At 34.3% G+C, this 2,849-nt stretch carries 1 protein-coding gene; it reads left to right on the top strand.

Features of this window, described 5'->3' with window-relative positions; translation table 11 throughout:
- Positions 1-260: 260 nt before the first annotated feature.
- Positions 261-2,849: tetratricopeptide repeat protein (locus tag U9P79_06600; GenBank protein ID MEA2104292.1), on the top strand; the 2,589-nt coding region annotated here is incomplete at its 3' end.

Here is a 2,849-nt window from a genome sequence, read left to right as displayed (position 1 = left end):
GAAGCCGGAATGAACGATTATATTTCAAAACCAATTGATGCGGAAGCAGTACGAAAAGTTTTGGCGAAATGTTAATAAAAAATAAGGATTTTGGATGAATAATTTTTTTAAGGAAAAATCTAATATAATCCGGAAGTGTAAACGAAACTTAAGTGATTTTAAATCTCTCGCATTTCATATAACAAACTGTTATCCGGAATTTCATCCATGTTTTTAGCAATTTAGAAAATTAATATAATATGAAAAACAAGAGCAAAATTATGAAAATAAAAAAAATCAAGATTCCTCAATTTAAGGGGGGATCAAACATTTTATCCAAACTAAATAAGCCATTATTTTTTTCAACCTTTAAAACATTCCTCCTTTTAAATTTGTTTTTCATCCTGATACCGGTATTTTGTTTGGGACAAGGGCAAACTATAGCTTCATCCGAACGAAGCCCTAATTATTTTTCTCCTGCTGAAAAGTTAGATAGCCTTGAGAGTATGGTTGAATCATACAAATCAGCCCAAATTGTAGATACAAATAGGGTTAAAGCACTAAACGAACTTGCTTATCTTTATAGAAATACCAACCCCGAAAAAATGAGAAATTGCTTGGATAATGCTCTTTCCTTTTCCGAACAGTTGAATTATATTCTTGGAATTGCAGAAGGGAATCGGATGCTTGGACTTTGGTTCAAGGTTAGGGGTAATTATGACAAAGCTCTGGAATTTTATCTAAAAGGACTAAAAATATTTACTGAATTAGACGATAAATACGGAATGGCAGAAACTATTAATAATATCGGAAACATTTACAAAAGGAACAAAGATTATAAAAAAGCAATGGAGTTTTTTGTCCGTTCAAGGGATATCAAGTTAGAGATAAACAACCTGCGTGGACTGGGAATATCTTATACAAATATTGGTATTGTTGCAGACTTGACCAAAGATTATGGATTCGCTTTGGAAAATTATAAAAAGGCTCTTGATATTTTTGAAAAGTTGAAAAATGATTATCGAATAGCACGCCTATCGTATTATATGGGTCAAACCTATCATAAAATAGGAAAATATGATGAAGCTATCGAATATTATGCCGTTGCTCTTCGGATGCGAAAAGAGATAGAAGATTATAATGGAATTGTCAATTCATTGCAAAGTCTGGCAAAGTTAAATATCAGGTTTAAAAAATATAAAAAGGCAGAACAAAACCTCAGGGAAGGCTTGGAAATCGCAAAAAGAATCCAGGCCAAACATCTCATAGTAGATAATTATTTCTATAATTCGGAGCTGGAATCTTGTAGGGGTAATTTTCGGGAAGCCTTACAATGGTTCAAAAAATATACATCCCTAAAAGACAGTATTTTTGGTCTGAATAAGAGCAGACAAATTTCAGAAATTCAAGCAAAGTATGAAATTCAGAAAAAGGATCAGGAAATTGCCCTTAAAAAACAAGAGATTGCAAAGGAAAACCTCCTCCGGAATTTATTCATTATCGGTGCTTTGTTCTTGTTAATTGTAATTTTGGTGCTTATAAAAAATATTCGAGGTAAATTAGCAACCAATCGGAAACTGAGTGAACAAAAAAACGAAATTACCAAGTTTAAAACTATTTCAGACAATGCTAATTACGGAAATGTAATTTCTGATTTAGAGGGGAAAATACTTTATGTAAATAATAATTTTGCCGTGATTCATGGTTATACTGTCGAAGAAATTATCGGAAAAGACATGTACCAATTTTCCGATCCGAGTGAGGCTAATAAAATACAAAAAAATCGGTTAAAGATTAAAACCGAGGGAGAAATTCAAAGTCAAGAAATTATTCATTTACGAAAAGACGGGACGAAATTCCCCATACTTATGAATGCTAAGATAATAAAAGATGAAAATGGAAAACAGCAGTTCATTGCAACAAATACATTGGTTATCACAGAGCTGAAAAAAGTCCAAGAAGAATTGGAATTTATGAACGAAAACCTGATGGAACAGACAGCTATTGCAAATTCCATGGCAGCTGAAGCTGAAATGGCAAATATGGCAAAATCTGAATTTCTGGCAAATATGAGCCATGAAATTCGTACTCCTATGAATGGAGTTATCGGTATGACCGACCTGCTTCTTCACTCCAACCTCGATAAAGAACAACGTCAGTTTGCAGAAACAGTCAAGGTCAGTGGAAAAGCCCTTTTGTCGCTTCTTAACGATATTCTCGATTTCTCCAAAATTGAAGCCGGAAAATTGGATCTTGAAGAAATAGATTTTGATCTGAGAAAACTGATGGATAATTTTGCCAAGACAATGGCTTTTCGCACAGAGGAAAAAGGGCTCGAATTTATTTGCAGCGTTGTCCCGGGAATTCCAAAATTTTTCAAAGGCGATCCGGGAAAATTGAAACAAATGTTAACAAATCTTGTTGGAAATGCCATTAAGTTTACGGAAAAGGGTGAAATTTCAGTTTTATGTTCTTTGGAAAATAAAATGAAAGATTCATCTGTACTTCGTTTTTCTGTTCGCGACACCGGAATCGGTGTTTCAAAAGAAAACCAGAGTAAACTCTTTGATAAATTTACTCAGGCAGATGGTTCCACTACCCGAAAATTTGGTGGGACAGGTCTGGGGCTTGCTATTTCAAAGCAACTCGCAGAAATGATGGGTGGTAAAATTGGGATTGAAAGCGAAGAGGGAAAAGGCTCTACATTCTGGTTTACAATCACCCTTAAAAATTCAGACCACCCAGCCGAAGAGCCAAAATCCGTAAAACCCGTGGACATTAGCAAAGCAAAAATCCTCATTATTGATGATAATAAAACCAATCGAAAAATAGTCGGAGCAATGCTTTCTTATTGGAAGATCAAACATTCC

This window comes from Candidatus Cloacimonadota bacterium (genome assembly GCA_034661015.1).
Classification (GTDB): Bacteria; Cloacimonadota; Cloacimonadia; order JGIOTU-2; family JGIOTU-2; genus JAYEKN01.
This window is presented reverse-complemented; position numbering and strand designations above follow the sequence as displayed.